The organism is bacterium, from assembly GCA_026398675.1.
GTDB lineage: Bacteria > RBG-13-66-14 > RBG-13-66-14 > RBG-13-66-14 > RBG-13-66-14 > RBG-13-66-14.
The window spans coordinates 1-7,169 of sequence record JAPLSK010000137.1; the positions used below are offsets into that span (position 1 = coordinate 1).

6 protein-coding genes are annotated in these 7,169 nt (G+C 66.4%); 3 read left to right on the plus strand and 3 right to left on the minus strand.

Features of this window, described 5'->3' with window-relative positions:
- Positions 1-514 precede the first annotated feature (514 nt).
- From NTW26_03445 to NTW26_03455, 3 genes are all read right to left on the minus strand, one after another.
- The gene (locus NTW26_03445) at positions 515-1,351 is read right to left on the minus strand and encodes a L,D-transpeptidase (GenBank protein ID MCX7021328.1); all 837 of its coding nucleotides are present in this window, start codon (positions 1,349-1,351) and stop codon (positions 515-517) included.
- Positions 1,352-1,529: 178 nt separating this feature from the next.
- A complete protein-coding gene (locus NTW26_03450) occupies positions 1,530-2,000 on the minus strand; it encodes a cyclic nucleotide-binding domain-containing protein (protein MCX7021329.1) in 471 nt (156 codons plus the stop codon).
- 350 nt (positions 2,001-2,350) lie between these two features.
- Positions 2,351-3,331, minus strand: coding sequence for a DUF4388 domain-containing protein (locus NTW26_03455; GenBank protein ID MCX7021330.1), 981 nt, complete (start codon positions 3,329-3,331; stop codon positions 2,351-2,353).
- A gap of 150 nt (positions 3,332-3,481) precedes the next feature.
- On the opposite strand from NTW26_03455, the gene NTW26_03460 reads away from it, so the two are divergent.
- Genes NTW26_03460 through NTW26_03470 form a run of 3 tightly spaced genes read left to right on the plus strand, consistent with a single transcriptional unit; the run spans position 3,482 to position 6,700 of the window.
- Positions 3,482-4,762, plus strand: a complete 1,281-nt coding sequence (locus tag NTW26_03460) for a carboxypeptidase-like regulatory domain-containing protein (protein MCX7021331.1) — start codon at positions 3,482-3,484, stop codon at positions 4,760-4,762.
- Positions 4,759-5,340 carry a hypothetical protein gene (locus NTW26_03465; GenBank protein MCX7021332.1) on the plus strand — a complete coding sequence of 194 codons (582 nt, stop codon included), beginning with the start codon at positions 4,759-4,761 and terminating at the stop codon, positions 5,338-5,340. The genes NTW26_03460 and NTW26_03465 overlap by 4 nt, the downstream gene beginning before the upstream one ends.
- A gap of 10 nt (positions 5,341-5,350) precedes the next feature.
- Positions 5,351-6,700 (plus strand): hypothetical protein, encoded by a 1,350-nt coding sequence (locus NTW26_03470; protein ID MCX7021333.1) that lies wholly within the window; start codon positions 5,351-5,353, stop codon positions 6,698-6,700.
- The last annotated feature ends 469 nt before the right edge of the window (positions 6,701-7,169 follow it).

Consider the following 7,169-nt stretch of genomic DNA (forward strand, 5'->3'; position numbering starts at 1 on the left):
CCTAAAGGTCGGCCCCTACGAGGGTGACGCACGATTCAATCAAATCACGTAGGGCGGGGTTTCCTAACCCCGCCGCGTTCACCCCTCACCCTAACCCTCTCCCTAAAAGGGAGAGGGGAACGCGGCACCTTTTAACCCCACCCATGCCCCGCTACGTTGCGATGACGTAGGGGCGGGTGTCCACACCCGCCCGCGGGCCGACCTAAAGGTCGGCCCCTACGAGGGTGACGCACGATTCAATCAAATCACGTAGGGCGGGGTTTCCTAACCCCGCCGCGTTCACCCCTCACCCTAACCCTCTCCCTAAAAGGGAGAGGGGACCGCTGCACCTTTTAACCCCACCCATGCCCCGCTATGTTGCGATGACGTAGGGGCGGGTGTCCACACCCGCCCGGTCGACTATTGAACCCCAAATATAGGGCGGGGGCCTTAATCCCCGCCGCTTTTTCGTACATGCTCCGACCCTCACCCTAACCCTCTCCCACGGGGAGAGGGAAACCGCGGGTCGCCGACTTCACTCCGCCCAGATGATGGTGTCGCCCAGCTTCAGGTACCCGAAGACCTCCTCGACGTCCGAGTTGGAGGACCGCACGCAGCCGTGGCTGACGGCGGTGCCTATCAGATCGGGCTCGTTGGTCCCGTGCATGCCGTAGGTGGGGAGGTCTATACCGATCCAACGCGAGCCGAGGCCGTTCTCCGGATCGCCGGGCGGGTAGCTCCGGCCCTCCCAGCTCCAGGTGGGGTTTTCCTTGAGGCGGACGATTTCGTACACGCCGGGGGGCGTGGGCGACGAGGGACCGCCGACGGCCACCGGCCAGGTTTTCACCGGCTCGTCGTCCACGAAGAGGGTGGCCCGGCACTGTGAGATGTCCACGTAAACGACGGTGCCCTCCGCGTACCCCAGACGGCCGAGCTCATCGGGGGAGATGACGGGCGGGTCGCCGCCGGGCCAGAGCGCCAGCGACTCCAGGTCGTAGTCGGAGCCGAAGGAGAGGACGACCGCCGCCTCCTGGGCGCCGGGGGGAACCGCGATCAGCCGGTCCTCCCCCAGGGAGAACAGGAGCGCCGCGTCCCGGGCGACGTCCCCGTAGGCCGGTTCGTAGATGATACAGGTCCGCTCGGGAACACCGTCCGGGGGCGGGGCGATGCGCCAGCCGCGGGCGGGGGTGTCGTTGGCCAGAGTGGAGAGCCCGGCCTCAAGGGCGGCGTCGGGCCCGCCTTCGGCGCGCTCCACCAGAATGAGAAGACGCGGCGGCGCCAGGGGCGGCGCGCTCGCGGGGTCGGAACCGCCGCAGGCCGTCCCGCCCGCCAGGAAGAGGAGCGCCAGGATCGTGCGCGCGAGTGGTTTCAAACCGTCCTTCACTTCACGGCGGTTAAAGAAGAGAGCCCGTCGGCTCCGCGGTTAAGGGTTTACCCGGCTCGAAGCAAGAGACAAGGGGTTTAACCGAGCGAAGCGAGCTATGCCCCCGGCAAACCGAGCGGAGCGAGCTACGCCTCTAGCGAAACCCCTTGCCACCATCGAAGGCGGTTTAAATGCCCCCCAGGGCGGTGCCGAGGAACTCGCGGAAGCGCTCGTTGGCCCGCCGGATGGCGTTGGAGTGCACCGAGAGGATCGCCCGGTAGACCTTGTGGGCCGAGGCGGGGTTGGCCATCATCGCCGCCCAGAAGTCGCTCTTCTCGATGATGACGCACAGGGTGTCCTCCACGGCCTCCACGGAGGCGGAGCGCTTGCCGCCGTCGAAGAGGGAAATTTCGCCGAAGAAGAAGTACTGCCCGAGCTCGGCGAGCTGCGAGCGCCGGCCCTCCTCGTCGAGGGCCTTGGCGATGGAGACCCGGCCGGACTGGATGATGTAGAGCGGGCCGCCCTCGTCGCCCTCGTCGAAGATGACGCGCCCCTTGGGGAACGTCTCCACCCGCGCGCTACGGGCCAGAATATCCAGCTCGCCCGAGTCCAGGGTGTAGAAGAGGTACGTTTTCTTGAGCACGTCTTTGATTTCCACGCCTACCTCCAACGCCGGTCGTCTGTTACGGCGCGCCCGAATACCCGTTCGTCCGAGCCGCGCCTCGATGTTGACGGCCGGATTTTTTCATCGCCCACCGAGGGCTGGAAACGCGGCCACCGTAACCGCCCAGCGCCCGTGAAACGCGCGGCCGATGGCTCGACTGTCGCGGTAGCCACCGCCGGGAACAAGAAACGCAGCCTCCCCACCCGCCTCCGCGCCATCACACCAGCGCGACCGTCTAGGGTCAACCGCCGGGAACAGGAAACGCAGCCTCCCCACCCGCCCCCGCGGTAGCCACCGCCGGGAACAGGAAACACGGCCTCCCGACTCGCCCCCGCCGGTCCGGCCTAGCCCAGGATGCTCCGCCCTCCCTCGTCGGCCAGGATGGAGGACCAGTACAGCTCCCTATCCCGCGTCGCCGCATCCTCCACAATGTGCCCGATGAACTCGTCCATGCGCAGCTCGTTGACCAGGTTGCGGTGGCGAGGGAAGTAGTTGGCGGCGATGTCTTTTAATATTTTGGCCAGCTCGGCGCTCTCGATGAAAACGCCCACGGCTTTGTAGAAGCGCTCCAGGAGCCCGCCGAGTATCTTCAGGGCGTCGGCGCCCCGCTCGAACTGCCGGCGGAGCTGGTGCAGCGACTGGATGCTCCCGCCCAGCTCCAGTTGCTCGAGCTGGGGGTTGTCCACGATGGCCTCGGAAAGGGTCTTGCCGAACATCCGTTCGGCGCCGTTGGCCGTGAGCCGCGTCCGGCCCAGGGCGAGCACGAACTCGTCTATGACGTGCACCAGGACCCGCACCACCTCCAGGGTCCGCACCAGCCGGATGGTGTCCGACACGACCAGCCCGAAGAGAACCTGGAGGGTGAACCGCTCGGGCAGGGGGGAGGCCTTGACGATGTCGGTGATGGTCCGGTCGTCGTCTATGAGCGCGGCGATTTTCATCTCGTCGTCGGTCAGCTCGGCGATGGGGATCGAGACCACCTGCGGAATGGCGTGGGGCGAGAGGAGCACCCACTGCATGGCCCGGGGGTCGGCGGTCTCCAGGGACCGGTTCATGATCCAGCGGAAAGTGGTCAGCTCGGGGCTCGTGGGCGAATCTATATCCTGAGCCTCGTCGAAGGTGAAGTCGCCCTTGATCAGGTTGAAGACGTGCCGGGAGCCCGTGACGTCGGGGTTCTTGGTGGCGTTATGCAGCCGTCCCCGGATGAAGAAGTAGTGGAGTTCCTTCCCATCGGACCGCACGGTCAGACGACCGGACAGGTTCTGGTGGACGAGGTGCTGAAAGACCGTTCCCAGGGGCGTCTTGGTCAGGGAGCCCTCGAACATCGCGGCCTCCTAAACGTCTCAAGAGTAATCATATCCTAAAAAGGGTGGGCTGACAAGCCGCGCCCAAGCGGGGCCGCGCCGTTCGGGGAGGAACCGCACGGGACGGACACCGTGGAGCGCCGCGCCGCGTTGTGGTAAAATTCGTCCGGCATGCATCCACTCCACCGACCAGCCGTCCATATCGTCCTCCTCCTCGCCGTAACGGCCGCGCCCGCCCTCGCCCGGACCGCGGTCGCCGGCCAGACCTACTCGAACACCGACTACGGGTTCCAGGTCACCGCCCCCGCGGGCTGGACCATCACCCAGAACGTGGGGTCGGCCCTGGTCCTTTTGGAGAGCCCCGACGGCCAATCCAATTTCCGGGCCTACGGGAAGCTCCTGGCCGGGTTGACCTCCCCCTCGGAACATCGCCGGGTGTCCAAGAGCCAGTACGGCATCCGCGGCCGCGAGACGACGGTGCAGGCGCTCATCGAGTCCTGGGAGGGCCGGGAGCCGGTTTATCTGCCGATGCCCTCCGGGACCGCCCCCGTGGAGGTTCAACCGGGACCTCTCGAGGGCGAGGCCCTCCACGAGGGGACCCGCCCCGTCGTCGCTGAACCGAGCGAAGCGAGCTATGCCACGGGCAAAACTACTACCGCCGCCGCCCTCCCCGAACCGAGCGAAGCGAGCTATGCCCCCGGCAAAACCGACGAGGACTACAACCCCGACGCCGGCGAGGCCGTCGTGGAGAATCTCACCATCATGCAGGCGCTGGTGATGCTGCAGGGGACCACGGGCGCCCCCTACGCCGACGCCGAGACGCGCAGGCGCCGACTGGAGCTGGAGAAAGACAAGCCCGCCGAGACCACGGACCCCCTGGCCTCCGTCCTGGCCGAGCTCGCCCTAGGCCCGCCCTTCCTGGCGGTGTACGAACAGGAGCTGGGCGACCCGGTCACCGGCGAGGTCCGCCGAACCACCCAGCTCGCCTGCTTCGTCCTGCGCAACATGGTCGGCTACACCTTCGTGGCCAGCATGCCCACCGAGCGCTTCGAGAGCAGCCTCTGGGACATGACGGGCATCTTCCAGTCGCTGCAGATTCCCACCCTGGAAGGCGGCAGCTTCTCCAGCTCCGGGGCCCTGAACATGGACCCCCAGACCACCGGGGTCATCGTGGGGAAGGTTTTGATCCGGGGCACGCCGGTGCCCGGGGCCTCGGTCCTACTGTACCGGACGGAGGAGGACTACCGCGCGGGCAGGGTCTACAAGACCTGCACCTCGAACTTCATCGGTGAGTTCCAGCTCATCGGCGTCCCCCCCGGAACCTACTTTTTGTTGGAGGCCACCGCCGATCTGGGCGGCGAGATTCTGTACACCTACCTGCCGGTCACGCAAATCAAAGTGCAGCGCGGTTTCGGCAGCTTTTACAACCTGGAGTTGGACCAAGCACAATGACCGAAAACGGAACGACCGACAATCAGCGCAAGCTCCTGTGGCTCGTGGGGGAGCTTTTGGGCGAGGAGCGCGCCGGGGGGCTGCAGCGCTTTTTGAAAGAGAGCACCCTCCACGCCCTCTTTTTCCTGGCCAGCGAGCGGGGGCTCCTGCCCTACGACACGGCGCCGGTCCTCACCAACTGGCACGGCGACACCCGCTACGTCTGCCTGAGCCAGGAGGGGCTGGAGGACCTGGCCGCCCTGGAGAAGCGGGGGATGCTCCAGCGCCTCGAGCTCACCGGCAGCCACCACGGCTTCTTCTCCGCCTACCGGATGACCGAGGCGGGGCGCGCCGAGGCCGCCCGTTCGACCCCCGCCGTCACCGCCGTCCTCGAGCCGCTCGTCCGCTGCGCCTGCGGCGACCGGTGGGTCTACACCACCGGCAAAGAGCGGGTCTGGCGCTCCTGTCCGAAGTGCGGGATCGAGGAGGATATCGCCTGCCTGAAGATACCCAAACTGCCCTACACCAGCGTCCCCCACTTCCCCAACCTCCTGGAGCTCGGCTTCCCCGGCGAGGTTAGGAAGGATCCCGCCACCTAGAGGAGAGGCCGTGACCGAGACCCACGAGCTCCTGTTCGCCGGCGGCTCCAACTCCCTGGTTATCGGCGAGTGGATCCCCTTCGGCGCGAACTACATAGACCTTTTCAACCGGAAGATCCGCCCCAGCTACGCCCCGGTGGGCAGCACCTTTTTGTCGGAGGAGATAGACCCGCGGCCGGAGGAGGCGACCTTCGAGATTCAGGCGCCGCCCACCGAGCTCATCGTCCGCGAAACGCTGCGCGGCAAGCGCGTGAACCTCTCGGCCCGCCTGGGGTACATCGAAACGGGGGGCGACTTCCAGAACGAGCGGGTCGGGGTCCAGCTCGACGTCTTCGGCCGGGCGATTTACGCCGCCGGCCTGGAGCGCGTGAACGGCCGCCGGGACCGCATCTCCCTCGACTCACTCTCCCCCATCATCGCCGACCTGGTCACCGACACCTCCAAGATGATGACCACGGTCCTGGCCAGCTCCCAGAACCGCCTGATGGAGCTCATCCACCAGGGCTACTCCGACGAGCGGGACAAGTTCGTGGCCTTCCTGGCCCAGACGCTGCACCGGGGCGACGGGGAAGCCCTGGGGCGGGACCACGACCCCCTGGCCGACCGGGACGAGCGGGCCGAGGTGGCCCAGCTCCTGGGCGAAATCTTTTCGAGCCTCCGCCTCCTGGACGGCACCCTGGTCATCCGGGGGCGGAGCGGCCTGTTCCTCATCGCGCCGGAGTGGCGGTCCTACGAGCGCGCCGTGACCACATACGGCTACCTCCACGCCCTCGAGGACGCCGTGGACAACCTCTTCCGCGGCGCGGCCATCAACAACGACCGCATCCGCCAGGCCAAACACTCCATCACCTCCGGCGAGGTCAAAGAGGCCAGTGCCCTGCGGAAGGAGATGACCCACCTTTCCGAGGATATCACCACCTACAAGGTGCTGTCCGAGATGCTCGAGTCCGCCTCGTCCGCCCTCGCCGAGTCCGTGGAGTGGCACCGCGAGACCTTCGAGCCCCACGAGCGCGAGCTCCTGGAGGCCCTCGACCTCGAGAACGACCTGGACATCCTGGAGAACAAGGTCGGCGACCTGCACACCACCTTCGAGGCCGTCAAGCTGAGCATGGACGGCCTGGTGCAACTGGTGGGCACCCTGCGGGAGGAGGAGACCGAGCGGCTGAACAAGGTCATGCAGCTTCTGACCGTGGTCAGCACGATGGCCCTGCCCATCATGGTCATCGGCGGCTGGTACGGGATGAACTTCAAGCTGATGCCGGAGCTGAACTGGCCCGGGTCGTACTTCGTGCTGATCGGGGTGGCGGTGACGATAATCGTGGGCCTCTTGATCGTGTTCAAGCGGAAGAAGTGGTTCTAGCCGCGGGCGCTGAATGTAGGGCGGGGCTTCTACGCCCCGCCGCAGCGGCCCGTGGAAGGGCCACCCTACATCGACAAATATCCGTAGGGCGGGGTTTCCTAACCCCGCCGCTTTTACGCTCCCAACCCCGACCCTCACCCCAACCCGTCGGCGCGCCGCTCCCTAACAGGGAGAGGGAAAACGCGGGCCGACCTGAAGGTCGGCCCCTACGAGGTTGATGCGCGATTCAATCCTGTTACGTAGGGCGGGGTTTCCTAACCCCGCCGCTTTTACCCCTCACCCTAACCCTCTCCCCAGAGGGGAGAGGGGACAGCGGCAATCCTCCACCCGACCCTCTCCCTAAATGTAGGGCGGGGATTTTAACCGAGCGAAGCGAGCTATGCCCCCGGCAAATCCCCGCCGCTTCACCCCACCCTAGCCCGTAGGCGCGCCTCTCCCTAAATGTAGGGCGGGGATTTTAACCGAGCGA